Source organism: Kosakonia sp., from assembly GCF_032104925.1.
Taxonomy (GTDB): domain Bacteria; phylum Pseudomonadota; class Gammaproteobacteria; order Enterobacterales; family Enterobacteriaceae; genus Kosakonia.
In genome coordinates this window covers 71,477-97,565 of the sequence record NZ_DAMCGF010000003.1, presented here as the reverse complement: position 1 = coordinate 97,565, position 26,089 = coordinate 71,477, and the positions used below count along the sequence as shown (strand labels likewise).

Below are 26,089 nucleotides of genomic sequence, written 5' to 3'. Positions count from 1 at the left end.
CCAGCTGACAAACTTATTTTGGCAGCCGGTTATTATTTACTGGCGATAGGCTTGTTTAATTTGCTTAACAGTACCGGAAAATACCGTCGCCTGAGCTTCGTCTTCCATTTGTTCGATTTGCTTTTCCATTTTAAGGATAACGCGTCCGGCGTCTGCCTGGCCCATGGCCTGCAGCATCAGCGTAATCATTGATTTCAGGCAGGAGACTTCCAGCGCCAGTTCCTTTGCATTATCAGCAGTGGAAAAATCAGGTGTGCTCAATTTATTTTCCTCGTTACGGTGTCGCGCAGGTGCGCGACGGACACTGTCAAAGCGGCGGAGTATACCATAATGATGGCAAAAGAAAGCAGTGGTTGTTTTTTGATCATTGTTTTCAGTTTATTAAATTAAACCTGACGGTAATTAACGGTACTGCGTTTAATTGTCGAAGAATATATGTTTAAGCAAGGTTTAGAGGCAGTTAATTGTTGTTACATGCAAAGCGTGCTAATAATCATACATGCAAAGACAATTTTCGAGTAACTTTTTGAAAAGCAGGGCTAAAACTTTTTTAGCACTGCGCTTTAAAAGATCGCGGGACTTTCCACACGCTGTATAACTTAATTTCCAAAAACGCGAACAAAATCGAAAGTTACTGGTTTTTTAACCTTTCACTGTTAGATGAAAAAAAGTTAATATACCTTGAATTAGGCTTTTGTCGCGTTATCCCTATTCCGGAGATACTCCATTGATCAACGTACTACTTGTTGATGACCATGAACTGGTGCGCGCAGGGATACGACGCATTCTTGAAGACATTAAGGGCATAAAAGTTATCGGTGAGGTCAACTGTGGGGAAGATGCCATTAAATGGTGTCGCGCCAATACGGTTGATGTCGTTCTGATGGATATGAACATGCCCGGTATCGGTGGCCTTGAAGCGACGCGGAAAATCGCGCGTGGTAATGCTGATACCAAAGTGATTATGCTTACTGTCCACACTGAAAACCCACTGCCCGCGAAAGTGATGCAGGCAGGCGCAGCGGGCTACCTCAGCAAAGGCGCTGCGCCGCAGGAAATGGTGAACGCTATCCGCTCTGTGCAGTCTGGTCAGCGCTATATCGCTTCCGACATTGCTCAGCAAATGGCGCTTAGCCAAATCGAACCCGAAAAAACGGACTCGCCGTTCGACAGTTTGTCTGAACGTGAATTGCAGATTATGCTGATGATCACCAAAGGCCAGAAGGTCAATGAGATCTCAGAACAGCTACATCTGAGCCCAAAAACGGTGAATAGCTACCGCTATCGTATGTTCAGCAAATTGAACATTCACGGCGACGTCGAACTGACGCACCTCGCTATTCGCCACGGGTTGTGCAATGCGGAGACGTTAATAAGTCAGTGACTGAAGTTTTTGATTCGAAAGCATTTCTCAAAACGGTTACCAGTAAACCCGGCGTCTATCGTATGTATGATGCCGGCGGCACTGTTATCTATGTCGGTAAAGCGAAAGACCTGAAAAAACGGCTTTCCAGCTATTTTCGCAGCAACCTTGCCTCGCGCAAAACGGAAGCGCTGGTTGCACAGATCAAACAGATTGATGTCACCGTTACCCATACGGAAACCGAAGCGCTGTTGCTTGAGCATAACTACATCAAGCTCTACCAGCCCCGGTATAACGTGCTGCTGCGTGACGATAAATCCTACCCGTTTATTTTTCTCAGCGGTGATACGCATCCTCGTCTTTCCATGCATCGCGGTGCGAAGCATGCCAAAGGGGAGTACTTTGGGCCTTTCCCGAACGGTTATGCTGTGCGCGAGACGCTGGCGTTGCTGCAGAAAATTTTCCCTGTTCGCCAGTGTGAGAACAGCGTTTATCGCAACCGCTCACGCCCCTGCCTGCAATACCAGATTGGTCGCTGCCTTGGGCCGTGTGTCGCCGGGTTGGTCAGCGAAGAGGAGTATGCGCAGCAGGTTGACTATGTGCGCCTCTTTCTTGCCGGTAAAGATGATCAGGTACTGACTCAGCTTATCGCACGTATGGAAAAAGCCAGCCAGGCGCTGGAGTTTGAAGAAGCGGCACGTATCCGCGATCAGATTCAAGCCGTACGCCGCGTGACGGAAAAACAGTTTGTTTCTAATACTGGCGATGATTTAGACGTTATTGGCGTGGCTTTTGATGCCGGAATGGCCTGCGTGCATGTGCTGTTTATCCGGCAGGGAAAAGTGCTCGGCAGTCGCAGTTATTTCCCGAAAGTGCCTGGCGGGACCGAGCTTGGCGAAGTAGTGGAGACCTTTGTTGGCCAGTTCTACTTGCAGGGTAGCCAGATGCGTACCTTGCCGGGTGAAATTTTGCTCGATTTCAATTTGAGCGATAAAACGCTGCTGAGCGACTCGCTTTCCGAACTCGCTGGCCGGCGGGTGAATGTGCAAACCAAACCGCGCGGTGACCGTGCGCGTTACCTTAAGTTGGCGCGTACCAACGCCGCCACGGCGCTGACAACCAAACTTTCTCAGCAATCCACGGTTCACCAGCGGCTTGCTGCGCTGGCCAGCGTGCTTAAGCTGCCGGAAGTGAAGCGCATGGAGTGTTTCGACATCAGCCATACGATGGGGGAGCAAACCGTGGCCTCATGCGTCGTATTTGATGCCAATGGGCCGTTGCGTGCGGAGTATCGACGCTACAACATCAGTGGTATCACGCCGGGTGATGACTACGCGGCGATGAATCAGGTGCTGCGTCGCCGCTATGGTAAAGCGATCGAGGAGAGCAAAATCCCCGATGTGATCCTCATCGATGGTGGTAAAGGGCAATTAGGGCAGGCGAAAGCCGTTTTTGCCGAACTGGATGTGGCGTGGAATAAAAATAAACCGTTGCTGCTGGGTGTGGCGAAAGGGGCCGATCGTAAAGCGGGTCTGGAAACGTTGTTCTTCGAGCCGGAAGGGGAGGGTTTTAGTCTGCCGCCTGACTCGCCAGCGTTGCACGTTATCCAGCATATTCGCGATGAGTCGCACGATCACGCGATCAGCGGACACCGCAAAAAACGCGCAAAGGTGAAAAACACAAGTTCACTGGAAACCATTGAAGGTGTCGGACCGAAGCGACGTCAGATGTTGTTAAAATATATGGGCGGTTTACAAGGTTTACTCAATGCAAGTATTGATGAAATCTCAAAAGTGCCGGGGATCTCGCAAGGACTGGCAGAAAAGATCTACTACTCGTTGAAACATTAAGGGCTCTGTAGCACCATAGAGCGAATATTTACGGACAACAGACAGTTAACGCCACTATGCGATTTAATATCCCTACGTTGCTTACCCTATTTCGCGTCATCCTGATCCCGTTTTTCGTGCTGGCGTTTTATCTTCCCTTTCCGTGGGCGCCGTTTGTTTGTGCGCTAATTTTCTGTTGTGCTGCGGTAACCGACTGGTTTGACGGTTTTCTGGCGCGTCGCTGGAATCAAAGTACCCGTTTTGGTGCCTTCCTCGATCCTGTTGCTGACAAAGTGCTGGTTGCGATTGCGATGGTGCTGGTCGCAGAACACTACCACAGCTGGTGGGTAACGCTGCCGGCGGCAACGATGATCGCGCGTGAGATCATTATCTCTGCGTTGCGTGAATGGATGGCGGAAATGGGTAAGCGCAGCCGTGTGGCCGTTTCGTGGATTGGTAAAGTCAAAACCACGTCGCAGATGGTCGCGCTGGTATGGCTCCTCTGGCGTCCGAATATCTGGGTTGAATATGCCGGCATTGCGCTGTTTTTCGTTGCCGCAGTATTAACGCTGTGGTCAATGCTGCAATACCTCAATGCTGCGCGTGGCGATCTGCTTGAACCGTGATCGTTTCGTCGCAATTTTCAGCAAACGATCCGGGTTTTGAAAAATATCGTTGACTCAGTGCGTCAGGTAAGTAGAATGCAACGCATCGGAAGGCAGCGTAGCTCGCCAGATGATTGTAAAATCAAGAGATTACAAGAAATCTTGATAATGCGGGAATAGCTCAGTTGGTAGAGCACGACCTTGCCAAGGTCGGGGTCGCGAGTTCGAGTCTCGTTTCCCGCTCCAGTTTAACGCATCGGCTATATTAGCGGGTGTGGGTTGCAAAACCTGTAGTATTCAGGCGCGTTAGCAAAGCGGTTATGTAGCGGATTGCAAATCCGTCTAGTCCGGTTCGACTCCGGAACGCGCCTCCAATTTCCTTCCCGAGCCCGGATGGTGGAATCGGTAGACACAAGGGATTTAAAATCCCTCGGCGTTCGCGCTGTGCGGGTTCAAGTCCCGCTCCGGGTACCATGGGAAAACAAGAATAAAATCAATGATAAGCAGTGTCGTGAAACCGCCCCTAAAGGCGGTTTTTTTATGCCTGTTTTTCATGTTCCATAATATCGCTTCGTAATATTTTTACCCGTTCAACGATGGGAGCGACAGCAACCTTGCGGCCATAATGCGCAGTTTGTACAACTCTTCTATGTCCTGAAATTTCCTTCTTTCATTTCACGTTCCCTGGTTCCCTGCATAGCGGTGTCATAACTCATGCATTTGCTGACGCGTATAAGCTTACCTGTGCTAGTGCGCTGGCAATCATCTGCCTGGAACGTTGTAGAGAGTGAACAAAATGCTGACCCCTTAACGAAGGGAAGAGCGGTGTGAGTATATGCATTGAACATGCCAGCACTCACACCTGATGGCGGTGATTAACCCACTTCCGGGAGCAACCCGGCGACGATAGAGAACTGAATAACAATAATCGCGACCCCGCAGGCAAAAATCAGACACAGCGCCGGTTTGCCGCCGGGTACGCGATAACCGCTTTGCGAATGATGCTTACGGCTTTGCCATGCCAGCATTGAAGGCAACAACAGCGCCAGCACGGAAAGAGCAACGCCGGCATAGCCCAACGCCATTACAAAGCCACGCGGGTAAAACAGCGCAAACGCCAGCGGTGGCAGAAACGTGATAGCGCCTGTCTGTAAACGTCCTGCGATATTGTTGCGGCGCTGGAACAAATCGGCAAGGTAATCAAAGAGACCGAGCGATACACCAAGGAAAGAGGTTGCAAGCGCCAGGTCGGCAAACAGATGTACCGCTAACTCAACGTGTGGTGATGCCACCACTTCGCGTAATGCCTGCAACAGACCATTAAGCCCGGCCTGGCTGGCCAGCAGCCCGGTGAAGGTCTGGGAATCAATACTGCCAAGCGTCGCCAGTTGCCAGAAAATATAGGCTACCAGCGGGATGGCGCTGCCGGTAATAAACACCCCGCGCAGTTTACGAATATTGCCGCCCATATAACTGACGATGCTGGGGACGCTGCCGTGAAAACCAAATGAGGTGAAAATGACCGGTATGGCGGACAGCGCCAGACCTTTTTCCAGCGGCATGGTCAGCAAATTAGCCTTATGAATATGCGGCATCAGCAGCGCCAGCATCACTACCAGGAACAACAGCTTGGCGCTGAACAGAAAACGGTTAAACAGATCGACCAGTGAGGTTCCTGCGCACACAACGCCGCCGGCAACAAAAGTGAACAGTAACACACCAGTCGTGGGCGAAAGCGAAATGTTAAGCCACGCGCTGATGCTTGCGGCCAGCAATTCACCTGCGCCACTGATATATGCCGCCGTCAGCGCATACATCAAAAACATCATGCTAAAGCCTGTCACCCACTGACCATATTTCCCCAGATAACGCCGGGCCAGCGATCCAAGTCCGGTATCTGCCGGGACATGCTGATAAACCTCCAGCAGAAGAAGGGCGGTGTAACACATCACGGCCCATAAAGTGAAAAGTAAAACAAAAGTGGTTGCAAAACCTACGCCTGCCGCTGCCAGCGGCATTGCCAGCATTCCCGCGCCGATGGTGGTTCCGGCGACGATAAAAACACTACCCAGTGTTCGATTCTTCACGCTTTCCTCTGTAATAAAACACACTGCCAGCTCAAGATGCGGCGCAGAGTAAGGCAATTCAGTGATTTCGTCAAACAACCGTTACATGAGCTGTATTTATTTCTTTACGACAACCTTCTTTCGGACACCAGCGAAGAAAAATTGCCAGATTTGCCTACTTCATAAGGAAGTCGTTTTTACGCGGCAATCCGGCGTAACCTAAAAGATATTATTAACCCTCAACATATTGAGGGTGGGCAATGCCGGGTAATAATCCCTTCACAACGCGATGGTCGCGCAGCGGAAACCTGCTTGCTCATGGTCACTGGCAAATTCACTGGTTTGGAGGCCTGAGATAGCATTGCCAGAATCTCGCCAGCAAAGGATAGGGGGACGAGGGAAATCTGTCCGATCATTGACCCGGCCTTTGCTCAAGGCTTGCCGGAAGATGAGTGGACTATTGCCAACGTCGACTGGCTGACCGGGTTGTTTTTTGAAAATGGCGTTCCGCTCGAAACGGCAATTATCGCTACTTTAAACCTACCGTGAATAAGCAGGACTGGCGCTGCACCAGCTGTGCCGGATGCATGTAAACCTGTTTTAGCGCAACATCCACAATAAATGTTGAGTTTATGATGCGTCTTTTTCGGGGAGGAGCTATGACATCCATTCACGGTCATGAAGTGTTGAATATGATGATTGAAACAGGCGAGCGTTATTCAAACGAGAGTCTGACGGCGGCAATTAATCAGCGGTTTGGCGAAACGGCGCGTTTTCATACCTGCTCAGCGGAAGGAATGACGGCGGCTGAACTGGTCGCATTTCTGGCATCACGCGGAAAGTTTATTCCGGCGGAAGAGGGATTTTCTACTCACGAAAGTAAAATCTGCAGGCATTAATAAAAAAGGCGGTAAAGAATATTCTTTACCGCCGGTAATATTAGTTTTGTGTGTCCAACGTCGCCAGTTCTTTATCGATGAAATAAAGACCCTCGCCGCTTTTACCTGCCAGTGTTAATTTATCAATCACTGATTTAAACAGTTTTTCTTCTTCATGCTGTTCCGCCACATACCATTGCAGGAAATTAAATGTTGGATAATCCTGAGTGGTCATCGCAACATGCGCCAGCTCGTTAATTTTCTGCGTGATCAGTTGTTCATGTTCGTACGTTGCGCGAAACAGAACATCGAGTGAAGCATAATCAGCTACCGGCGATTCAATGGCATTGATACGTGGCAGGCTGCCGGTATCAGTCAGGTAATCAAACAGGCGCTGCATATGCGTCATCTCTTCCTGCGCGTGGCGGCGCAGGAACGCGGCCGCACCCTCAAAACTATGGTAGCTGCACCATGCGCTCATCTGCTGATAGAGCAGGGAAGAAAACAGTTCCAGATTCATTTGTTCATTTAATTTTTCGATCATCTCTGCTTTTAACATGGCGCGGCTCCATAAATATAATTATCAGGCGAAAGGAGCGCTCACTATAATTTGTTATTTAATTATTTGCAAAAGGTAAAATAAAAAATAAATGCATTGAGAAGATAATGAGAATAACACGCATTGCTGGCAATTAATTAAATGAATGAGAATTGTTTTTATTTTTAATAAAAGATAAGCCAGTAGAATTATACTGGCTTAAGAATTTACCAGGTCGGTTTGGTTTGCGTAAAAGCCACACCACGGCACTGGTACTGAATAGTTACTTTCGTATTCATACAGACCGAGCCGCTAATCAGGCTACAGGTTTGCACCGGCTGACCGTAAGGCACTGCGGTGGCATACCCCATCTGTTGGCATTGTTTATTAGCAGTCCCCTGCGCGGTATAGGTGTCGTATTTTGCAGTTTGCATCATCGACTGGTTATAGCTCAGGCGTACCAGACCGCTAATGGTATCCACGCTACTGACTTCCGCTTCTTTCGTCATCGTGCATCCCGCGAGCAGGAGCAGCGAGGCGGCTACAACTATTCTCTTCATGAAATCACTCTGTTTCATTTTGGCATGATCTCATCTTATCGCGTTGATTTGCAGGCAATCGACAGAATAACCCGCCGAACAGCCTCTACTAATCGCGACGGCAATGCGCGAAGAGCAAAAACTGTGAGCCTGCTTCTGATTTTTAAAACCATTTTTCATTAAATTTGAAAGTCTGTTTGTCAGGTAGTAAGGTTTACCCAACCTTTGCTATCTGAAGCATGTTACAGGAGATCAAAAATGAAAATTGCACTGATGATGGAAAACAGCCAGGCGGCGAAAAACGCCATCATCCTCAAAGAGCTGAAGACGGTTGCCGATGAGAAAGATTTCCCGGTATTTAACGTCGGGATGAGCGATGAGAACGACCACCATCTGACCTATATCCACCTTGGTATTATGGCCAGTATTTTGTTGAATGCCAAAGCAGTGGATTTCGTAGTAACCGGCTGTGGCACAGGCCAGGGCGCGCTGATGTCACTGAATATTCACCCGGGTGTGGTGTGCGGTTACTGTATCGATCCGGCGGATGCTTTCCTGTTCGCACAGATCAACAACGGTAACGCACTGGCACTGCCGTTCGCCAAAGGTTTTGGCTGGGGCGCAGAACTGAACGTGCGCTTTATCTTTGAGAAAGCCTTTACTGGTCGTAAAGGGGAAGGTTACCCGCCGGAGCGCAAAGAACCGCAGGTGCGCAACGCGGGAATTCTGAACCAGGTGAAAGCGGCGGTGGTAAAAGAGAACTATCTCGATACGCTGCGCGCTATCGACCGTGAGCTGGTGAAAACCGCCGTTTCTGGTGAACGTTTCCAGAAATGTTTCTTTGAAAACTGCCAGAATAAAGAGATTGAAGCCTTCGTTCGCGAAGTCCTCGCCTGATAATAAAAAGCCGCAACAGATGTTGCGGCTTTTATCTTTTTCCTTTCCTGCATCAGGCTTTCTGTTTACGTGACACGGCGCTACCCGCATCCTTTGTTAGCCGCAGCGTATCAATCATGCCCACCAGACAAATCAGCGCAATAAACACAAACGCCAGCCGAAAGCTGATCCCCTCAATGGCGGTTATTTGTAACCACGTACTGACATGCTCACCAATGCGAATACCAATCGCCCCCAGTGTAATGCCTAAGCCCACCGCCAATTGTGTCGCCGTGCTGAATAACGTGTTGGCATAACTCATTTGCGGCGACGGTACATCGGCAAATGCCAGCGTACTGACGCCGGTGAACTGCACCGAACGGAACACGCCGCCGAGATAGAGGATCACAAATGTCAGCCACTCCGGAGTATGCGCAGTCAGTAATGCGCAGGCCAGCAGCGCCAGCACATTGAGCGCGCCATTGATTAGCAGTAGCTTTTTGAAACCCAGCCAGCGGATAAGCGGCGTAGTGGCAGGCTTGATGGAAAGATTACCGGCAAACACCCCCAGCACTAACAACCCGGCGTGGAACGGATCCATGCCGAATCCGACCTGAAACAGCAGCGGCAACAGAAACGGCACGGCGCTAATAGAGGCGCGAAACAGTGAACCGCCGTACATGGTTACGCGAAATGTCGGCACTTTCATGGCGTCGAGGCGGATCATCGGCCATTTTGCGCGCTGAAAATGGCGCAGGGTAACAGCAAGTGTTAACGCGCCGAGTGCCAGCAAACCCAACGTTAGCGTACCTTGCGGATGTTCAGAACCTAACGCCTCCATAGCGTACACCAGGCTGACCATCGCCACAGAAGTGGCAATAAAACCCGGCAAGTCGAATGGACGGCGCTCCTCCTCGCGGATATTGGGGATAATGCGTAACGCCAGCGCAATCGCCAGCAGGCCAAGCGGCACATTAATAAAGAAGATCCAGCGCCAGTTGGCATAGTGTGTAATAAAACCACCGAGCGGCGGGCCAATAATAGGCGCGACCAGCGCGGGCCAGGTCAGCGTGGCGATAGCGGTAATGAGCTGGTGTTTCGGCGTGGTACGCAACACCGCAAGACGGCCGACCGGCACCATTAACGCACCGCCGGTGCCTTGTAAAATCCGCATCGAAACAAACATCTCAACGCTGGTCGAAAGCCCGCAAAGCACCGAGGCGAGGGTAAAGATCGCCAGTGCCAGCGAGAAAACATTGCGCGCACCAAAGCGATCAGCAATCCAGCCACTGGCGGGGATCAGCACTGCAAGTGTGATCAAATAGGCACTGATGCCAATATTGAGCGAGACGGCTTCCACCCCGAAGGTTTTCGCCATATCTGGCAACGCCGTGGCGATCACTGTGCCGTCGATAAACTCCATAAAGAAAGCGCCGGCTACCAGTAGCGCAGCGGGATAAAGACCTCCTGTCTTTCGCGAAAGGGTGCTTTCACTCATTGTTGGGATGCCATTTGCAAAAATAATTGAAGATGCTAAAAATTTTTTTAGCGTGCTAACCGCAGGATTTATAATTGAATTTTTAACAAAGTTACTGCACTTTTGATTTTTGAAACGTGATTTCCATCACATTGAACTTGCTTTTTGTGATGTAGGTCATATTATATGCGCATTGAGACGTAACACCTGCATAACACATCGCCGGAGTAACAAATGAAACTGCGTAAAATCCTGAAGCATATGTTTGAAACCTATTGCAAAACTTTCAAAGACGTACCGCCAGGCGCTATGTTCTGATGATAAAAAAACCTGCTGCGAGCAGGTTTTTTTATGCCCGCCATTCGACGGCAGAAGGGGACAAAACTACTCTTGCCAGGCATTTCCCGCTACTATGACGCCCTTTAGTAAAGGAGCCTCATATGTCGCAAAATCTTTCTGCTGACCAGGAACTGGTCTCTGATGTCGTCGCCTGCCAGCTGGTCATTAAACAAATCCTTGATGTTATTGACGTCATCGCGCCGGTTGAAGTGCGCGAGAAAATGGCGAACCAGTTAAAAAGCATCGATTTTACTACCCATCCGGCAGCCGCCGATCCGGTGACCCGCCGCGCTATCCAGAAAGCCATTGCGTTGATCGAACTGAAATTCACCCCGCAGGGCGAAGCGCACTGATTTTATTCTTGCTGTGTTACGCCTGTCGGTCTGTGACACAGCGGGGATTTTGAAACGTTGTTTTGATCAACAATACCGCCACTGAATTCAACCAACCTTGTACAAAAGGAGTCGGGAATGAAAAAAGTGGCGGTGTTGTTGGCGCCCGGTTTTGAAGAAGCGGAAGCGATTATCACCATTGATATTTTGCGCCGCTTGCAGATTGAGGTCGAAACGCTGGCCAGTGCGGGGTCCCGCGCGGTGGTCAGTTATCACAATATTCCCATGGTGGCAGACAGCACGCTGGCCGAGCGCTCGCAGACACTGTATGACGCCATCGTGCTGCCCGGCGGTCCGCAGGGCAGTGTCAACCTCGCCGCCAACCCGGCGGTGCTGCAATTTATTGAACATCATGACGCGGCGGGCAAATTTATTTGCCCAATTTGTTCGGCCGCCGCGCGCGTGCTGGGGACAAACGGCTTACTGAAAGGTCGCCGCTATGTTTGCTCCGGTGATTTATATGAAAACGTGCGCGACGGCGAATATGTTGATGCACCAGTGGTCGAAGATGGCAACCTGATCAGCGGCAAAGGTCTGGGACGGGCTTTTGATTTTGCCTTAACCATAGCCGCGCGCCTGCAAGGGAACGAAATCGCGGCGCGAGATCACGCCGAGCATATCTACTATAGCTGGTGATTTTTCCGCCCGGATGCGTCCTGTATCCGGGCACAAGGATAAGCTGGCTGATGTTATGGATTATCCTGCTTTTACCCTTCTTATTTGTCAGACAAAAACGGCTGATTTTATGTGATAAATCGCTGAATTTATGTACGGAATTACTGTAATTCAGCCGTGTGATGCCGCTCTCCTATGGAGAATCAATTTCCCGCTAAAACTATTTCCAGCACAGAGCTCCAGTGTCGTATGGACTCTAATGCCTTGTTTTATGAACTTTTAAAAGACCTGATGAGTTGTTTTCCCTACATAAAAGAATGCTAAAGCTGGAGTTTACCATGCACAAATTCACTAAAGCGTTGGCGGCCATCGGCCTGGCTGCCGTTATGTCACAATCCGCTATCGCTGAAACCATGAAGCTCGGATTTCTGGTTAAACAACCAGAAGAGCCATGGTTCCAGACGGAGTGGAGATTCGCCGACAAGGCAGGCAAAGATTTAGGTTTCGAAGTGATCAAAATCGCCGTCCCCGATGGTGAAAAAACCCTGAACGCCATTGATAGCCTGGCGGCCAGCGGCGCGAAGGGGTTTGTTATCTGTACTCCCGATCCGAAACTGGGCTCCGCAATTGTTGCCAAAGCGCGCGGTTACGACATGAAAGTCATTACCGTCGATGACCAGTTCGTCAACGCCAAAGGTGAGCCGATGAAATCGGTGCCGTTAGTGATGATGGCGGCGAGTGAAATTGGCGCACGTCAGGGCGATGAGTTGTACAAAGAGATGCAAAAACGCGGCTGGGATGTGAAACAGACCGGCGTGATGGCGATTACGGCTAACGAACTGGATACCGCTCGCCGCCGTACCACTGGCTCCATGGATGCGCTGAAAAAAGCCGGTTTCCCGGAAAAACAGATCTACCAGGTGCCGACAAAATCGAACGATATCCCCGGTGCATTTGATGCCGGTAACTCCCTGCTGGTACAGCATCCGGAAGTGAAACACTGGCTGGTGCTGGGTATGAATGACAACACCGTGCTTGGCGGCGTGCGTGCTACGGAAGGGCAGGGCTTTAAAGCGGCTGACGTTATCGGTATCGGCATTAACGGCGTGGATGCGGTGAGCGAGCTGTCCAAAGCGCAGGCGACGGGCTTCTTTGGTTCCCTGCTGCCAAGCCCGGACGTTCACGGCTACAAAACCAGTGAGCTGCTGTACAACTGGGTGACCAAAGGCGTGGAACCGCCAAAATTCACCGCCGTTACGGATGTGGTGTTGATCACCCGCGATAACTTCAAAGAAGAGCTGGCGAAAAAAGGACTGTAATTCTCTGTTGGTTGCGCTCCCCGCATACGCGGGGAGCCAGACGTACAATGAACTGTTTTGCGGAGACGTTATGCAACAGTCTACTCCTTACCTCTCGTTTCGCGGCATCGGTAAGACATTCCCCGGTGTGAAAGCGCTCAGCGAGATCAGTTTTGATTGTTATGCCGGGCAGGTTCACGCCTTGATGGGCGAGAACGGCGCCGGTAAATCAACGCTACTTAAAATCCTCAGCGGCAACTACGCGCCGACGACCGGCACGCTGGCAATAAAAGGAGAAGAGGTCTCCTTTGCCGATACCACCGCCGCGCTCAACGCCGGGGTAGCCATTATTTACCAGGAGCTGCATCTGGTACCGGAAATGACCGTCGCGGAGAACATCTATCTGGGCCAGTTGCCGCATAAAAGCGGCATTGTGAACCGCTCCCTGCTCAACTATGAAGCGGGTTTGCAGCTTCAGCATCTGGGGCTGGATATCGACCCACAAACGCCGCTGAAATACCTCTCCATCGGCCAGTGGCAGATGGTGGAAATTGCCAAGGCGCTGGCGCGTAACGCCAAAATAATCGCCTTTGATGAGCCAACCAGTTCCCTTTCTGCGCGTGAGATAGACAACCTGTTTCGCGTGATCCGCGAGCTGCGTAAAGAGGGGCGTGTCATCCTTTATGTCTCGCATCGCATGGAGGAGATATTTGCCCTGAGCGACGCCATCACTGTGTTTAAAGATGGCCGCTATGTGCGCACCTTTACCGATATGCAGCAGGTCAATCATGACCAACTGGTGCAGGCGATGGTCGGACGCGAGCTGGGCGATATTTACGGCTGGCAGCCGCGCGAATATGGCGAGCAGCGCCTGCGTCTGGAGCAGGTGAAAGCGCCGGGCGTACGCACGCCGATTAGTCTGAGTGTGCGCAGCGGAGAAATCGTCGGCCTGTTTGGGCTGGTCGGTGCCGGGCGCAGCGAATTGATGAAAGGGCTGTTTGGCGGAACGCAGATCACCGAAGGGCAGGTGTTTATTGACGGCGAGCAGGTCAATATTCACAAACCTGCTCACGCCATCCGTGCCGGCATGATGTTGTGCCCGGAGGATCGCAAAGCCGAAGGCATTATTCCGGTGCACTCGGTACAGGAGAACATCAATATCAGCGCCCGGCGCAAATACATTCGCGCAGGGTGTCTCATCAACAGTGGCTGGGAGAGTGAAAACGCCGAGCACCATATTCGCTCGCTCAATATCAAAACCCCGAGTGCGGATCAGCTGATTATGAATCTGTCTGGTGGCAACCAGCAGAAAGCCATTCTTGGCCGCTGGTTGTCGGAAGAGATGAAGGTGATCCTGCTTGATGAGCCTACGCGTGGGATTGACGTCGGGGCGAAACATGAAATTTACAACGTGATTTATGCGCTGGCGGCACGTGGCGTGGCGGTGCTGTTTGCTTCCAGTGATTTGCCGGAAGTCCTCGGCGTCGCCGACCGCATTGTGGTCATGCGTGAAGGCGAAATAGCCGGTGAGTTGTTACACGGCCAGGGCGATGAACAGCAGGCGCTGAGCCTTGCGATGCCGAAAGTGAGTCAGGCTGTCGCCTGAGTGAGGAGAATACGATGTCATCTTTAACTACGTCCCGCGCGCCGAAGTCGGCGTTCAGCTTCGGGCGCATCTGGGATCAGTTCGGCATGCTGGTGGTGTTCGCCGTACTGTTCATTGGTTGCGCTGTTTTCGTGCCGAACTTTGCCTCTTTCGTCAATATGAAAGGGCTGGGGCTGGCGATTTCCATGTCCGGCATGGTGGCCTGCGGCATGCTTTTTTGCCTGGCCTCCGGTGATTTCGACCTTTCCGTCGCGTCTGTGATTGCCTGCGCCGGGGTGACCACGGCGGTGGTGATCAACCTAAGCGAAAGCCTGTGGATTGGGGTATTTGCCGGGTTGCTGCTCGGTGTGGTGAGCGGCTTTATTAACGGCTTTGTCATCGCACGTTTGAAAATCAACGCCCTGATAACCACACTTGCGACAATGCAGATTGTGCGCGGTTTGGCCTATATCATCTCTGATGGTAAAGCGGTCGGGATCGAAGATGAGCGCTTCTTTACGCTCGGTTATGCGAACTGGCTTGGCCTGCCTGCGCCTATCTGGCTGACGGTCGGCTGCCTGATTATTTTTGGCTTCCTGCTCAATAAAACCACCTTTGGTCGCAATACGCTGGCGATTGGTGGTAACGAAGAGGCGGCGCGGCTGGCGGGTGTGCCGGTAGTCAGAACCAAGATTATTATCTTTGTGCTCTCAGGCCTTGTGTCAGCGGCGGCGGGGATTATTCTTGCTTCACGTATGACCAGCGGACAGCCAATGACCTCGATCGGTTATGAGCTGATTGTCATTTCAGCCTGCGTGCTGGGTGGCGTATCGCTGAAAGGTGGCATCGGTAAAATTTCCTACGTTGTGGCCGGGATTTTGATTCTGGGGACCGTAGAAAACGCCATGAACCTGCTGAATATCTCTCCCTTCTCGCAATACGTTGTGCGCGGCTTGATCCTGCTGGCGGCAGTGATTTTCGACCGCTACAAACAAAAGGCCAAACGCACGGTTTGATGCTTATTGCTTAAATTTTGCACACAACCTTACAGTGTAACTCCAGACCTTACCAGCCGCTAATCCGGCTGGTAAATCATGTTTAAAATGGCGAGCAGCGTCACACTGTCTATACTTACATGGCTAATGATAATGAGACGTTAATGAAAAACGGCTCTCATCTGACACTGTAAGGAGGAAACCAGGGTGGAAGACGCACTAGCTATACCGCCTCTCATTTCCGGAAATTTTGCCTTTTTTTTCGATTTGGATGGCACCCTTGCGGATATCAAACCGCACCCGGATGATGTTTTTATCCCTGAAGATGTGCTGACCAGACTTTCATTGCTTGCTGAGCTAAATGACAGGGCGTTGGCATTGATTTCAGGGCGTTCAATTGCTGAGCTGGAACAGCTCGCCAAACCGTATCGTTTCCCGCTGGCCGGGGTACATGGGGCGGAGCGCCGCGATATCAATGGTCGAACCGAACGAATGACCTTACCGGAAGCGGTTTTGCAGCCGCTGGAACGTGAATTACGGCATGGTATTGCACCGCTAACCGGCGTTGAACTTGAAACTAAAGGGATGGCATTTGCACTGCATTATCGCCAGGCACCGCAGCATGAAGAGGCGGTCTTTGCCCTGGCAAAAACACTCATCGCGCACTACCCGCAGCTGGCAATGCAGCCGGGAAAATGTGTGGTCGAGCTGAAACCCTCTGGCATTCATAAAGGCGCCGCTATTGACGCGTTTATGCAAACGCCACCCTTTCTCGGCAAGAAACCGGTGTTTCTTGGCGACGATCTGACTGACGAACACGGGTTTAAAGCCGTTAACAAACTTGGCGGCATATCGATAAAAGTCGGCCCGGGCGCAACACAGGCAATGTGGCGTCTGGCTGGCGTGAATGATGTCTATAAATGGCTTGAACAACTTGTCGACCATCAACAACAAGAACAACGGGCGCTAACAAACAGGAGAGATGGCTATGAGTCGCTTAGTCGTAGTATCTAATCGTATTGCTCCGCCTGACGATAGAAAATCCAGCGCTGGCGGGCTGGCTGTGGGGATCCTTGGGGCGCTAAAAGCGACCGGTGGGCTGTGGTTTGGCTGGAGCGGGGAGATCGGTGACGAGGATCAACCGCTAAAAAAGGTCACGAAAGGGAATATTACCTGGGCCTCTTTTAACCTCAGCGAAGATCATTACGAGCAGTATTATTCGCAATTTTCCAACGCGGTGCTGTGGCCCGCTTTCCACTATCGTCTGGATTTGGTTAAGTTCCAGCGCGAGGCGTGGGAAGGCTACCAGGATGTCAACGCGCTGCTGGCTGACAAGCTGCTGCCGCTGATTAAAGACGACGACATTCTGTGGATCCATGATTACCACCTGTTGCCGTTCGCCAGCGAGCTGCGTAAGCGTGGCGTCAACAACCAGATCGGCTTCTTCCTGCATATTCCGTTCCCGACCCCGGAAATTTTCAACGCCTTGCCACCGCATGCCGAGTTGCTTGAGCAGCTGTGTGATTATGACCTGCTGGGCTTCCAGACCGAAAGCGATCGCCTGGCTTTCCTCGACAGCTTGTCGATGCAAACAAGGCTTACCACGCGTGGTGGTAAAGAGCATGTTGCCTGGGGCAAAAACTTCCGCACCGAAGTCTACCCCATCGGTATTGAGCCGCAAGAAATCGCGCAACAAGCCGCAGGGCCGCTGCCGCCCAAACTGGCACAACTGAAAAATGAACTGAAGAATGTGAAAAACATCTTCTCGGTAGAGCGTCTGGATTATTCCAAAGGCTTGCCGGAACGCTTCCTGGCGTATGAAACACTGCTGGAGAAGTTCCCTCAGCACCACGGTAAGATCCGTTATACGCAGATAGCGCCCACCTCGCGTGGCGAAGTGCAGGCCTATCAGGATATTCGTCATCAACTGGAAACCGAAGCCGGGCGCATCAACGGGAAATACGGTCAGCTTGGCTGGACGCCGCTCTATTACCTCAACCAGCATTTTGATCGCAAAGTGTTGATGAAGGTATTCCGCTATGCGGAAGTCGGGCTGGTGACGCCGCTGCGTGACGGGATGAACCTGGTGGCGAAAGAGTATGTGGCGGCTCAGGATCCTGAAAATCCGGGGGTGTTAATTCTTTCGCAGTTTGCCGGTGCGGCGAACGAGCTGACCTCGGCGCTGATCGTTAACCCTTACGATCGTGATGATGTCGCGGCGGCGATGGACAAGGCATTAAGGATGCCGCTGGCGGAGCGTATTTCGCGTCATGCGGAGATGCTCAAAGTCATCAAGGAGAATGATATCCATCACTGGCAGCAGAGGTTTATCAGCGATTTAAAGCGCATCACGCCACGTAGCGCACAAAGCCAGCTACAAAACAAAGTGGCGACCTTTCAGAAGCTAGCCTGAGGTAACAACGCTCCCGCTTATGCGGGGGCGTTCTACGCGCTTAACGGTACTAACAGCACATCAACTTCACTGGCCTGGACAATGCTTTTCGCAGAGCAGACGGCGCGCGAGAAGAACGTCTGATTGTGATTACCACACACCACTAAATCGACATCCTGGGTGCGACAAGTATGCAGAATGTGCTTGCTCAGCTCGCCGGAGGCAATTAGCGCCTGTTCGATAGGATAATTCGCGTTGCGCACCAGCTCATCCAGAAACTGCTGCGTCTCTTCCTGCAACACCTCACGGACGTTTTCCATCATCGGCGCTGCAAGCTGGTTATACAGTTCCGGGTCAGCGGCTAAGGTAATCAGTGTGATACGGGCACCGGAAGGGCGGGCAATATCGACCGCTTTTGCCAGCAATTGTTGGCTTTCTGGCGTAACGGCTACGGCGACCAAAAGATGTGCATAAGCCATTTTTACTCCCCGATTGAATCAAATTTTTCTCACCATTACTCCGATTCTTAAACCAGCGCAACCTGTGAATATGGCAGGGATGTGAAGGTTATCATAAATATTCATTAATTATTCTTACGTAACGGTATGGTCGCGCTTTAATCACCTTAACCGATTTTAAAAGCTTAACTAAAATTAAGAGAATTTAAGATCGAATTGTTAAATTATCAATCATAAAGATTAACAAAAATGCAATGGTTACTTCGGGTGATTAATTAAGATCGCTTAAAACATAATGTATTGTTTTATATAAGTTTTTATTTTTGTTTCTTAAGTAGACACATATTGTCAAATGTAAATAGGGCAGCATCCTAATCCTCCGACCAGTTAGCGTGGGTAAGAGAGCGTTTTGCATGCCTATTCGGACAATTGGAATAGAAAAGGGGGCTGATCGCGCAAAAAAACATCAATTCACAAGCGAGACTGATAGATTTCTTGTCCATATTCACGTAAATTATGTGACGTGGATCACAAAAATTTCAAATTTCCGCACTGGTCAGATTGTATGTGGCAGCACCTACGAGTACAGTTGCGTCGAATTAGGAAAAATCTTAGTTCTTTGTAAGAAATGATTAAGAACGTTGTAAGGCAATTAACATTTGAGCGAAGCGCCTTATCGCAAGATCCTAGTCAGTTATGCATTTAGCCTTTCTTTTTTATACCGGGTTTTTTCCCGGCGACATCACGGGGTGCGGCTTAGCCGCATAAGATACAAGTTGGTTATTCGGGATGGGAAAAATGCATACATCCGAGTTGCTGAAACATGTTTATGACATTAATTTGTCGTATTTACTTCTTGCTCAGCGTTTGATCAGCCAGGACAAAGCGTCCGCCATGTTCCGTCTTGGTATTAATGAAGAGATGGCGACCACACTGGTTGAGTTAACCCTTCCACAAATGGTGAAGTTGGCTGAAACCAATCAGCTGATTTGCCAGTTCCGTTTTGACAATCATCAGACCATCACTCGTCTGACCCAAGAGTCACGTGTGGACGATTTACAGCAAGTTCACACCGGGATTTTACTTTCAACCCGCCTGCTGAATGAGTCTTCACAGACTGGCGACGCGGCCCGGAAGAAAAGGGCATAACGATGAGCGAAAAAAGCATTGTTCAGGAAGCACGCGATATTCAGTTAGCAATGGAACTGATTACGCTGGGTGCGCGTTTACAAATGTTGGAGAGTGAGACGCAGCTTAGCCGCGGTCGTCTTATCAAACTCTACAAAGAGTTGCGTGGTAGCCCGCCGCCAAAAGGTATGCTGCCATTCTCCACCGACTGGTTTATGACCTGGGAACAAAACATCCACGCGTCTATGTTCTGCAACGCATGGCAATTTTTGTTAAAAACAGGCCTTTGCAGCGGCGTTGACGCAGTCATCAAAGCATACCGACTTTACCTCGAACAATGCCCTCATGCTGAGGAAGGACCGCTGCTGGCGCTGACCCGCGCCTGGACGCTGGTTCGTTTCGTGGAAAGCGGAATGCTGGAGTTGTCTCGCTGCAATTGCTGTGGTGGTAATTTTATTACTCACGCGCATCAGCCTGTTGGTAGCTTTGCCTGCAGTTTATGCCAGCCGCCGTCCCGCGCGGTAAAAAGACGTAAACTTTCCCAGGATGCTGCCGATATTATTCCACAACTGCTGGATGAACAGATCGATCAGGCTGTTTAACCGAATACAGGTGGAAACACTCCAGCAGCGGTGCAGTTATGCCGCTGCTTTTTTTTTACCTGCTACTCGCGTTAACCCTTTGAAATGTTTATCCCGAGCCTTAGTCATTAGCAGAAGGATGATGTCGTGCTTATCGTATTAGGTTACCTGGTTGTTCTTGGTGCAGTCTTTGGCGGTTATATGATGACCGGCGGAGAACTTGGGGCACTTTATCAACCGTCTGAACTGATCATCATCGGGGGCGCGGGGGTAGGTGCATTCATCGTTGGCAACAACGGTAAAGCCATCAAAGGAACGCTGAAAGCGATGCCTTTGCTGTTTCGCCGTTCGAAGTACACCAAAAGTATGTATATGGACTTGCTGGCGCTGCTGTATCGCCTGATGGCGAAATCACGTCAGCAAGGGATGTTCTCGCTGGAACGGGATATTGAAAACCCGAAAGAGAGCGAGATTTTCGCCAGCTACCCGCGCATTCTCGCGGATGCGACGATGCTTGAATTTATCGTGGATTATCTGCGACTTATCATTAGCGGCAATATGAATACCTTCGAAATTGAAGCGCTGATGGATGAAGAGATTGAGACCCATGAAAGTGAAGCCGAAGTCCCGGCGAACGCGCTGGCGATGGTCGGTGACTCACTTCCGGCGTTCGGTATCGTGGCGGCGGTAATGGGTGTAGTACATGCGCTGGCCTCGGCGGATCGTCCGGCGGCGGAGTTGGGGGCGCTGATTGCGCATGCGATGGTGGGAACTTTCCTCGGTATTTTGTTGGCATACGGTTTTATCTCTCCGCTGGCAAGCGTACTTCGCCAGAAGAGTGCGGAAACCGCCAAAATGATGCAGTGCGTGAAGATAACCCTGCTGTCGAACCTGAACGGTTATGCGCCGCCGATCGCGGTTGAGTTTGGTCGTAAAACACTTTACTCCAGCGAGCGCCCGTCGTTTATCGAACTGGACGAACATGTTCGTGCGGTCAGAAACCCTAACCAACAGACGACGACTGAGGACGCATGAAAAACCAGTCCCATCCGATCGTCGTAGTTAGACGAAAAAAACATAAAGGCCACGGTGGCGGCGGACACGGCTCCTGGAAAATTGCCTATGCCGACTTTATGACGGCGATGATGGCGTTTTTCCTGGTGATGTGGCTTATCTCCATCTCCAGCCCGAAAGAGCTTATCCAGATTGCGGAGTATTTCCGCACGCCGCTGGCAACTGCGGTCACGGGTGGGCCGAGAATTTCGAACAGCGACAGCCCGATCCCGGGCGGTGGCGATGACTACACACAGCAACAGGGCGAAGTACAAAAACAGCCCAATATTGACGACCTGAAAAAACGCATGGAGCAGTCGCGCTTGAGTAAATTGCGCGGCGATCTGGACCAGTTAATTGAAGCCGATCCCAAACTGCGCGCATTGCGTCCGCATTTGAAAATCGACCTGGTACAGGAAGGGTTGCGTATACAGATTATCGATAGCCAGAACCGGCCGATGTTTAAAACCGGTAGCGCGGAAGTCGAACCTTATATGCGCGATATTTTACGGGCGATTGCGCCAGTACTGAATGGGATCCCGAACAAAGTGAGCCTCTCCGGTCACACCGACGATGCCCCTTACGCTAACGGCGATAAAGGGTACAGCAACTGGGAGCTTTCCGCCGATCGCGCTAACGCGTCGCGCCGTGAGCTGGTTGCCGGTGGCCTGGATGATGGCAAAGTGATGCGCGTTGTTGGCATGGCGGCAACCATGCGCCTGGTCAACCGCGGCCCGGATGAAGCAATCAACCGCCGAATTAGTCTTTTGGTGCTGAATAAACAAGCAGAAGCGGCCATTCTGCATGAGAACGCCGAAAGTCAGAGTGCGCCAATAAGCGCGATTACACAGCCAGAGCCAGCGGCAGCGGCAGCACCCGCGCCAGCAGCCTCGTCTCCGGCAGCAGTTCCTACGTCGCCACAAGCCAATCCGAGGTGATAGCGTGAGCATGGATATTAGTGATTTTTACCAAACATTCTTTGATGAGGCCGACGAACTGTTGGCCGATATGGAACAACATTTATTGGACCTGGTGCCGGAAGCGCCGGATTCAGAACAGCTCAACGCCATCTTCCGTGCTGCTCACTCTATTAAAGGCGGTGCGGGTACATTTGGCTTTACCATCTTGCAGGAAACAACTCACCTGATGGAGAACCTGCTTGATGAGGCTCGGCGTGGCGAGATGCAGCTCAACACCGACATTATCAACCTGTTTTTGGAAACCAAAGATATTATGCAGGAACAGCTCGATGCCTATAAAAGCTCGTCAGAGCCAGATGCCGCAAGCTTCGAATACATCTGCAATGCCCTGCGCCAGCTGGCGCTGGAGGCAAAAGGAGAGGTCGTTCCTGCCGCTGCGAATGGTGCAAAACTCTCGGTTGTAGAGACCGCACTGGCATCTGATGCGACAGCGCCCGCCGCTGAAAACGACGGTAAATTACGAATCGTTCTTTCTCGCCTGAAAGAGAATGAAGTTGACTTACTCGAAGAGGAGTTGGGCAACCTCGGCACGCTAAGCGATGTGGTGAAGGGGAAAGATACCCTGAGCGTGACTATCGACGGTGGTGTGGGCGAAGACGACATTATCGCGGTGCTGTGCTTTGTTATCGAAGCGGATCAAATCGCTTTCGAAAAAGCGGCACCCGCGCCCGCGGCAGCAGAAATGGCTGTTGAAGCCCCGGCTGAAGTGGCCGAAGCGCCGGCAGCGGCGGCTGTTCCGGCGGTGCCGGCGGCTCCGGCTGCGGCACCTGCGCTGAAAGCGGTAGCGAAAGAGCAACCGGCAGGCCGTGAAAAACCGGCAGCCCGCGCCAGTGAATCGACCAGTATCCGTGTTGCGGTCGAAAAAGTTGACCAGTTGATCAACCTGGTAGGCGAACTGGTTATTACCCAGTCCATGCTGGCACAGCGTTCGAACGAGCTGGACCCGGTGACGCACGGTGATTTGATCACCAGCATGAGCCAGTTGCAACGCAACGCCCGCGACCTGCAGGAATCGGTGATGTCCATCCGTATGATGCCGATGGAATACGTCTTCAGCCGCTTCCCGCGCCTGGTTCGCGATCTGGCGAGCAAGCTTGATAAACAAGTGGAACTGACGCTGCAGGGCAGCTCAACTGAACTTGATAAGAGCTTGATTGAACGCATTATTGACCCGTTAACGCACCTGGTGCGTAACAGCCTCGACCACGGTATTGAAACGCCACAAAAACGTGTGGAAGCAGGGAAATCGCCTATCGGCAACCTGATCCTTTCGGCGGAACACCAGGGCGGGAACATCTGTATTGAAGTGACCGACGATGGCGCAGGTCTGAACCGTGAACGTATCCTGGCGAAAGCGATTTCGCAGGGGATGGCCGTACACGAGAACATGACCGATGAAGAAGTGGGCATGCTGATTTTCGCGCCGGGCTTCTCCACCGCTGAACAGGTAACTGACGTTTCCGGACGCGGCGTGGGCATGGACGTGGTGAAACGTAACATCCAGGAGATGGGCGGCCACGTTGAAATCAAATCGAAACAGGGCACCGGGACGACCATTCGTATCCTGCTGCCGCTGACGCTGGCGATCCTCGACGGCATGTCAGTAAAAGTGAACAACGAAGTCTTTATCCTGCCGTTGAACGCGGTAATGGAATCGCTGCAACCGCGTGAAGAGGATCTGCATCCGCTGGCCGGTGGTGAGCGCGTGCTGGAAGTGCGCGGCGAATACCTGCCGCTGGTTGAATTGTGGAAAGTCTTTGATGTTATGGGCGCGAAAACCGAGGCTACGCAGGGGATTGTCGTTATTCTGCAAAGCGCGGGTCGTCGCTATGCATTGCTGGTTGATCAACTGATTGGTCAGCATCAAGTGGTGGTGAAAAACCTGGAAAGCAACTATCGCAAAGTGCCGGGCATTTCTGCTGCCACTATCCTTGGGGATGGTAGCGTCGCGCTGATTGTTGACGTATCAGCGTTGCAGGGATTGAATCGTGAACATCGTATGGCGCACACAGCCGCCTGATTTAGTTAAGAAGGTATAAAACATGACCGGTATGAGTAATGTAGCAAAACTGGCGGGCGAGCCATCAGGTCAGGAGTTCCTGGTTTTCACTCTGGGCGATGAAGAATACGGAATCGATATTCTCAAAGTGCAGGAAATTCGTGGCTATGATCAGGTGACCCGAATCGCCAATACCCCCGACTTTATCAAAGGCGTCACCAACCTTCGCGGTGTGATTGTGCCGATTGTCGACCTGCGCGTGAAGTTCAGCCAGGGCGATGTCGAGTATGATGACAACACGGTTGTTATCGTGCTGAATCTCGGTCAGCGCGTGGTGGGGATTGTGGTTGATGGTGTTTCCGACGTCCTGTCGCTGGCATCTGACCAGATCCGCCCGGCACCGGAATTCGCGGTCACGCTGTCGACCGAATACCTGACCGGCCTCGGCGCGCTCGGCGACCGTATGCTGATTCTGGTAAACATTGAGAAACTGCTCAACAGCGAAGAAATGGCGCTGCTGGATATCGCAGCCACGCACGTAGCGTAATAATCACGCCAGTCGCGTAATAATAAAGGTGGATGAAGCTGCTTCATCCGCCTTTATTTTGTTCTTTTTCTGCCGCTATAATATATATCCTTCATCCCCGCTTAATTTCTATTTCATAAAGTTCTCTTACTTCTCGTTACGGCTGGTCATATATTGTGATATTTATCACAATTAAAGGTATATATCTTTCGGGAAATTAATGGATTAGCCATCAATTATTGGCTAACTCAATGATTTGAAGGCATAAAATCATCACCTGCTTATTGCTCTTACGCCGTTGCGTTTAAGTGGTTGAAGCGCGCAGCGTAAACTAAATTTCTGTTATTCCTGCTTTAATTGTTTGCGTGTTTTTCTTATTTCGGTGGCTAATTAATTGCGCGGTGAAATAAACAGCACGCGGTATTTTCGGAGGTGGAAACATGAACAGAAAATTACTTTATGTGCTGGCAAGTGGTGTTCTGGTAATGGCCGCGCAAAGCGCGCGTGCTGTCACCAGTAGCGGGACGATTGGCGCGACCCTGACGTTGACTAACGGCTGCCTGATTAATGGCTCGCCAAGCCAGAACGGGATCAACTTTGGTACGCTTGATTTTGGTACGCATCCGGCAACGTTTTCACAGCTCACCACCCAACTCACCAACGCAAGCGGCGGTAACAGTTTCGGTATTCAATGTACGACAACCGATTACACCGTGCAGGTAACCGGCAACACCAACTCTACCGCGCCGGGCACCGTGGTCGGCACACCGGGAACGCCTGCCCGTTATCTGGTCAATGCGGCCAATACCACGCAAGGCGTTGCCTACAGCCTTTATAGCGATAGCGGCTTCAGCAACGTCATCACTAACAACACCAACATTCCTCGCGCTTCAACGACCGGTGGTGTCGATAACTACACGCTCTATGGGCGGATCTCCGGCGGTGGTAACAGCGTTAGCGTCGTACCGGGTACCTATACCGATACGATCAATGTGAGCGTGACGTACTAAACCTCCCCAGATGATGCCAGGCGGCATGCGCGTTTCCCTGCGGGGGAACCGGGGATCTCTGCGCGTCATTTCTGGGCTGCTCTTGTTCGCGATGATGGCCCCGCAGGGTGCCTTTGCGGTGACGACGCAAACCTTCACCGTGGGCGCAACCATCGCGCCTGGCTGTTCAGTGGTGAGCGGCAGCGGCGGGGCACTCGGCTCACTCAATTTTGGCACCCGCAGCGGCGTGCAGAGCGGGCAGGTCACCGCCAGCTTCGTGCCTGGCGCGTCGTTCTCGCTGGGCTGCACGCCCGGCGTGGCGCTGAGTATGACTATCAACGGCGGGCAGAACTACGCAAACGTGCGCAACATGCAACGCAGCGGCGGTACAGATCGCGTGCCTTATCGCCTCTATACCAGCAGCACGCTGGCGGCAAATACCGAGATCGGCGTTAACCAGGCCGTCTCTGTCGCTTACAGCAATAGCAACACTATCTCGCTGGCGATTTTCGGTGCGGCGCAGCTAACCGGGTTCAGCCCGGCGGGAACCTATACCGATCAACTCACTGTGACATTGTCATGGTAACA

General features: G+C 51.5%; 27 protein-coding genes, 3 tRNA genes and 1 pseudogene. 25 read left to right on the top strand and 6 right to left on the bottom strand.

All coding sequences use genetic code 11. The features are described from left to right. Positions 1–36: 36 nt before the first annotated feature. Positions 37–261: a DUF2594 family protein gene (locus tag RT644_RS06610; RefSeq protein ID WP_020454169.1), complete on the bottom strand. Its 225-nt coding sequence runs from the start codon at positions 259–261 to the stop codon at positions 37–39. Between the two features lie 466 nt (positions 262–727). On the opposite strand from RT644_RS06610, the gene uvrY reads away from it, so the two are divergent. The 6 genes from uvrY (at position 728) to RT644_RS06580 (ending at position 4,271) form a co-directional block, all read left to right on the top strand. Next, a complete protein-coding gene (gene uvrY, locus RT644_RS06605; protein ID WP_020454168.1) occupies positions 728–1,384 on the top strand; it encodes a UvrY/SirA/GacA family response regulator transcription factor in 657 nt (218 codons plus the stop codon). Then, on the top strand, positions 1,381–3,213 hold the full coding sequence (uvrC, locus tag RT644_RS06600) for an excinuclease ABC subunit UvrC (RefSeq protein ID WP_313626197.1): 1,833 nt from the start codon (positions 1,381–1,383) through the stop codon (positions 3,211–3,213). The genes uvrY and uvrC overlap by 4 nt, the downstream gene beginning before the upstream one ends. Before the next feature lie 56 nt (positions 3,214–3,269). Continuing rightward, a complete protein-coding gene (gene pgsA, locus RT644_RS06595) occupies positions 3,270–3,818 on the top strand; it encodes a CDP-diacylglycerol--glycerol-3-phosphate 3-phosphatidyltransferase (RefSeq protein WP_017458337.1) in 549 nt (182 codons plus the stop codon). Between the two features lie 149 nt (positions 3,819–3,967). Further along, positions 3,968–4,043: transfer RNA gene (locus tag RT644_RS06590), tRNA-Gly, on the top strand. 54 nt (positions 4,044–4,097) lie between these two features. Beyond that, positions 4,098–4,171 (top strand) — tRNA-Cys (locus RT644_RS06585). 13 nt (positions 4,172–4,184) lie between these two features. Next, a tRNA-Leu gene (locus RT644_RS06580) sits at positions 4,185–4,271 on the top strand. A gap of 401 nt (positions 4,272–4,672) precedes the next feature. Here RT644_RS06580 and tyrP read toward each other — a convergent pair. After that, entirely contained in the window at positions 4,673–5,884 is a 1,212-nt protein-coding gene (gene tyrP, locus RT644_RS06575) for a tyrosine transporter TyrP (protein ID WP_313626196.1), read from the bottom strand. A 239-nt stretch (positions 5,885–6,123) separates the two neighbouring features. On the opposite strand from tyrP, the pseudogene RT644_RS23620 reads away from it, so the two are divergent. Both RT644_RS23620 and RT644_RS06570 read left to right on the top strand, forming a co-directional pair. Continuing rightward, a pseudogene (locus RT644_RS23620) lies at positions 6,124–6,456 on the top strand (hypothetical protein). A gap of 66 nt (positions 6,457–6,522) precedes the next feature. Next, entirely contained in the window at positions 6,523–6,762 is a 240-nt protein-coding gene (locus tag RT644_RS06570; protein WP_313626195.1) for a YecH family metal-binding protein, read from the top strand. Positions 6,763–6,802: 40 nt separating this feature from the next. On the opposite strand, the gene ftnA is transcribed toward RT644_RS06570, so the two are convergent. After that, positions 6,803–7,300: a non-heme ferritin gene (ftnA, locus tag RT644_RS06565; protein ID WP_313626194.1), complete on the bottom strand. Its 498-nt coding sequence runs from the start codon at positions 7,298–7,300 to the stop codon at positions 6,803–6,805. A gap of 206 nt (positions 7,301–7,506) precedes the next feature. Continuing rightward, a complete protein-coding gene (gene yecR, locus RT644_RS06560; protein WP_044489679.1) occupies positions 7,507–7,839 on the bottom strand; it encodes a YecR family lipoprotein in 333 nt (110 codons plus the stop codon). 237 nt (positions 7,840–8,076) lie between these two features. On the opposite strand from yecR, the gene RT644_RS06555 reads away from it, so the two are divergent. After that, positions 8,077–8,715, top strand: a complete 639-nt coding sequence (locus RT644_RS06555) for an RpiB/LacA/LacB family sugar-phosphate isomerase (RefSeq protein ID WP_017458331.1) — start codon at positions 8,077–8,079, stop codon at positions 8,713–8,715. A 52-nt stretch (positions 8,716–8,767) separates the two neighbouring features. Here the strand turns inward: RT644_RS06555 and RT644_RS06550 are convergent, their stop codons facing one another. Next, a complete protein-coding gene (locus tag RT644_RS06550) occupies positions 8,768–10,192 on the bottom strand; it encodes an MFS transporter (RefSeq protein ID WP_313626193.1) in 1,425 nt (474 codons plus the stop codon). A gap of 213 nt (positions 10,193–10,405) precedes the next feature. Between RT644_RS06550 and azuC the strand changes: the two genes are divergently transcribed. From azuC to otsA, 8 genes are all read left to right on the top strand, one after another. Next, entirely contained in the window at positions 10,406–10,489 is an 84-nt protein-coding gene (azuC, locus tag RT644_RS06545) for a stress response protein AzuC (protein WP_017458329.1), read from the top strand. Positions 10,490–10,611: 122 nt separating this feature from the next. After that, on the top strand, positions 10,612–10,863 hold the full coding sequence (locus RT644_RS06540) for a DUF2766 family protein (protein ID WP_020454160.1): 252 nt from the start codon (positions 10,612–10,614) through the stop codon (positions 10,861–10,863). A 117-nt stretch (positions 10,864–10,980) separates the two neighbouring features. Further along, positions 10,981–11,538 carry a DJ-1 family glyoxalase III gene (locus tag RT644_RS06535; RefSeq protein WP_313626192.1) on the top strand — a complete coding sequence of 186 codons (558 nt, stop codon included), beginning with the start codon at positions 10,981–10,983 and terminating at the stop codon, positions 11,536–11,538. Positions 11,539–11,855: 317 nt separating this feature from the next. Beyond that, positions 11,856–12,836 (top strand): arabinose ABC transporter substrate-binding protein, encoded by a 981-nt coding sequence (locus RT644_RS06530; RefSeq protein WP_020454158.1) that lies wholly within the window; start codon positions 11,856–11,858, stop codon positions 12,834–12,836. 70 nt (positions 12,837–12,906) lie between these two features. Then, a complete protein-coding gene (araG, locus tag RT644_RS06525; protein WP_097405749.1) occupies positions 12,907–14,421 on the top strand; it encodes an L-arabinose ABC transporter ATP-binding protein AraG in 1,515 nt (504 codons plus the stop codon). 14 nt (positions 14,422–14,435) lie between these two features. Next, complete coding sequence (gene araH / locus RT644_RS06520) at positions 14,436–15,416, top strand: L-arabinose ABC transporter permease AraH (RefSeq protein ID WP_017458324.1); 981 nt, start codon at positions 14,436–14,438, stop codon at positions 15,414–15,416. 186 nt (positions 15,417–15,602) lie between these two features. Beyond that, complete coding sequence (gene otsB, locus RT644_RS06515) at positions 15,603–16,409, top strand: trehalose-phosphatase (protein WP_313626191.1); 807 nt, start codon at positions 15,603–15,605, stop codon at positions 16,407–16,409. Further along, a complete protein-coding gene (gene otsA / locus RT644_RS06510; protein WP_313626190.1) occupies positions 16,384–17,808 on the top strand; it encodes an alpha,alpha-trehalose-phosphate synthase in 1,425 nt (474 codons plus the stop codon). The genes otsB and otsA overlap by 26 nt, the downstream gene beginning before the upstream one ends. A 32-nt stretch (positions 17,809–17,840) precedes the next feature. On the opposite strand, the gene uspC is transcribed toward otsA, so the two are convergent. Beyond that, positions 17,841–18,266 (bottom strand): universal stress protein UspC, encoded by a 426-nt coding sequence (gene uspC, locus RT644_RS06505; RefSeq protein ID WP_160269654.1) that lies wholly within the window; start codon positions 18,264–18,266, stop codon positions 17,841–17,843. A 777-nt stretch (positions 18,267–19,043) separates the two neighbouring features. Here uspC and flhD point away from each other — a divergent pair. The 8 genes from flhD to RT644_RS06465 all read left to right on the top strand — a co-directional run bounded on the left by flhD (position 19,044) and on the right by RT644_RS06465 (position 26,087). Then, a complete protein-coding gene (gene flhD, locus RT644_RS06500; RefSeq protein ID WP_017458320.1) occupies positions 19,044–19,394 on the top strand; it encodes a flagellar transcriptional regulator FlhD in 351 nt (116 codons plus the stop codon). A 2-nt stretch (positions 19,395–19,396) separates the two neighbouring features. Beyond that, on the top strand, positions 19,397–19,975 hold the full coding sequence (gene flhC, locus RT644_RS06495; RefSeq protein ID WP_017458319.1) for a flagellar transcriptional regulator FlhC: 579 nt from the start codon (positions 19,397–19,399) through the stop codon (positions 19,973–19,975). 126 nt (positions 19,976–20,101) lie between these two features. Further along, positions 20,102–20,989 (top strand): flagellar motor stator protein MotA, encoded by an 888-nt coding sequence (motA, locus tag RT644_RS06490; RefSeq protein ID WP_017458318.1) that lies wholly within the window; start codon positions 20,102–20,104, stop codon positions 20,987–20,989. Then, the gene (gene motB, locus RT644_RS06485) at positions 20,986–21,945 is read left to right on the top strand and encodes a flagellar motor protein MotB (protein WP_017458317.1); all 960 of its coding nucleotides are present in this window, start codon (positions 20,986–20,988) and stop codon (positions 21,943–21,945) included. The genes motA and motB overlap by 4 nt, the downstream gene beginning before the upstream one ends. A gap of 10 nt (positions 21,946–21,955) precedes the next feature. Further along, positions 21,956–24,007, top strand: coding sequence for a chemotaxis protein CheA (cheA, locus tag RT644_RS06480; protein WP_313626423.1), 2,052 nt, complete (start codon positions 21,956–21,958; stop codon positions 24,005–24,007). Between the two features lie 22 nt (positions 24,008–24,029). Next, positions 24,030–24,533 (top strand): chemotaxis protein CheW, encoded by a 504-nt coding sequence (cheW, locus tag RT644_RS06475; protein WP_007371553.1) that lies wholly within the window; start codon positions 24,030–24,032, stop codon positions 24,531–24,533. A gap of 419 nt (positions 24,534–24,952) precedes the next feature. Further along, entirely contained in the window at positions 24,953–25,522 is a 570-nt protein-coding gene (locus RT644_RS06470; RefSeq protein ID WP_269230776.1) for a spore coat protein U domain-containing protein, read from the top strand. A gap of 91 nt (positions 25,523–25,613) precedes the next feature. Further along, positions 25,614–26,087: a spore coat U domain-containing protein gene (locus RT644_RS06465; protein WP_313626189.1), complete on the top strand. Its 474-nt coding sequence runs from the start codon at positions 25,614–25,616 to the stop codon at positions 26,085–26,087. Positions 26,088–26,089 lie beyond the last annotated feature (2 nt).

Excerpts from the sequence above, each read along its gene's own strand:
- araG (WP_097405749.1), top strand. The coding sequence starts at position 12,907 with ATGCAACAGTCTACTCCTTACCTCTCGTTTCGCGGCATCGGTAAGACA.
- RT644_RS06465 (WP_313626189.1), top strand. The coding sequence starts at position 25,614 with ATGATGGCCCCGCAGGGTGCCTTTGCGGTGACGACGCAAACCTTCACC.
- RT644_RS06570 (WP_313626195.1), top strand. The coding sequence starts at position 6,523 with ATGACATCCATTCACGGTCATGAAGTGTTGAATATGATGATTGAAACA.
- ftnA (WP_313626194.1), bottom strand. The coding sequence starts at position 7,300 with ATGTTAAAAGCAGAGATGATCGAAAAATTAAATGAACAAATGAATCTG.
- azuC (WP_017458329.1), top strand. The coding sequence starts at position 10,406 with ATGAAACTGCGTAAAATCCTGAAGCATATGTTTGAAACCTATTGCAAA.
- motB (WP_017458317.1), top strand. The coding sequence starts at position 20,986 with ATGAAAAACCAGTCCCATCCGATCGTCGTAGTTAGACGAAAAAAACAT.
- RT644_RS06530 (WP_020454158.1), top strand. The coding sequence starts at position 11,856 with ATGCACAAATTCACTAAAGCGTTGGCGGCCATCGGCCTGGCTGCCGTT.
- RT644_RS06540 (WP_020454160.1), top strand. The coding sequence starts at position 10,612 with ATGTCGCAAAATCTTTCTGCTGACCAGGAACTGGTCTCTGATGTCGTC.
- yecR (WP_044489679.1), bottom strand. The coding sequence starts at position 7,839 with ATGAAGAGAATAGTTGTAGCCGCCTCGCTGCTCCTGCTCGCGGGATGC.
- cheA (WP_313626423.1), top strand. The coding sequence starts at position 21,956 with ATGGATATTAGTGATTTTTACCAAACATTCTTTGATGAGGCCGACGAA.
- cheW (WP_007371553.1), top strand. The coding sequence starts at position 24,030 with ATGACCGGTATGAGTAATGTAGCAAAACTGGCGGGCGAGCCATCAGGT.
- RT644_RS06555 (WP_017458331.1), top strand. The coding sequence starts at position 8,077 with ATGAAAATTGCACTGATGATGGAAAACAGCCAGGCGGCGAAAAACGCC.
- flhD (WP_017458320.1), top strand. The coding sequence starts at position 19,044 with ATGCATACATCCGAGTTGCTGAAACATGTTTATGACATTAATTTGTCG.
- RT644_RS06470 (WP_269230776.1), top strand. The coding sequence starts at position 24,953 with ATGAACAGAAAATTACTTTATGTGCTGGCAAGTGGTGTTCTGGTAATG.
- araH (WP_017458324.1), top strand. The coding sequence starts at position 14,436 with ATGTCATCTTTAACTACGTCCCGCGCGCCGAAGTCGGCGTTCAGCTTC.
- RT644_RS06535 (WP_313626192.1), top strand. The coding sequence starts at position 10,981 with ATGAAAAAAGTGGCGGTGTTGTTGGCGCCCGGTTTTGAAGAAGCGGAA.
- pgsA (WP_017458337.1), top strand. The coding sequence starts at position 3,270 with ATGCGATTTAATATCCCTACGTTGCTTACCCTATTTCGCGTCATCCTG.
- flhC (WP_017458319.1), top strand. The coding sequence starts at position 19,397 with ATGAGCGAAAAAAGCATTGTTCAGGAAGCACGCGATATTCAGTTAGCA.
- otsA (WP_313626190.1), top strand. The coding sequence starts at position 16,384 with ATGAGTCGCTTAGTCGTAGTATCTAATCGTATTGCTCCGCCTGACGAT.
- uspC (WP_160269654.1), bottom strand. The coding sequence starts at position 18,266 with ATGGCTTATGCACATCTTTTGGTCGCCGTAGCCGTTACGCCAGAAAGC.
- RT644_RS06550 (WP_313626193.1), bottom strand. The coding sequence starts at position 10,192 with ATGAGTGAAAGCACCCTTTCGCGAAAGACAGGAGGTCTTTATCCCGCT.